This is a genomic window from Bacillus sp. 05T31 (assembly GCF_056396725.1).
This window is the reverse complement of sequence record NZ_JBFTMA010001322.1, coordinates 1-515: the sequence shown is the minus strand read 5'-3', so window position 1 is coordinate 515 and position 515 is coordinate 1. Positions and strand designations below refer to the sequence as shown.

The 515-nt window shown below is 29.8% G+C and carries 1 pseudogene; it reads left to right on the top strand.

The features are described 5' to 3' along the window. Positions 1–359: 359 nt before the first annotated feature. A pseudogene (locus AC1DJR_RS33130) lies at positions 360–515 on the top strand (cytochrome aa3 quinol oxidase subunit II); the annotation flags it as partial.

Below are 515 nucleotides of genomic sequence, written 5' to 3'. Positions count from 1 at the left end.
ATTTTATACCAAGTTAAACATTCGGAAAGTTGTCACATTTGAACAGAAAAGAAATATAACTCAGGTAACAAAATGAATATACTAAAAATTCAGTATTCTTTTTTTATGATAAGATAATTTCTTTCTATTTATTGGRTATGTTGGTATAACTTTATTTATCTTAAAATTCCCACAATAACGTTTTTATTTGGAAAATAGTTTACAATGTTATCAAGCTACAAATGATATTCACCTTAAAAAGCGTGCATTTGTGTCTATTTTTTAACAATATGACAAAAACTATTGCCAACTATAAATTAATAGGTTTATATTGTTTTATTGGCATAGTTTCAATCCAAGGAGAAAGGAGATTTTCAATCGTGCAACTAAAGAAAGCATTTTGGAAGTTGGCTTCGCTTCTTCCGTTATCATTACTTCTGTTCCTCGGTGGCTGTGATAAGAAACTCGCAGTATTAAATCCGCAAGGACCCGTTGCAAAAGCACAGTATGATTTAATTGTTTGGTCATTCTTGCTT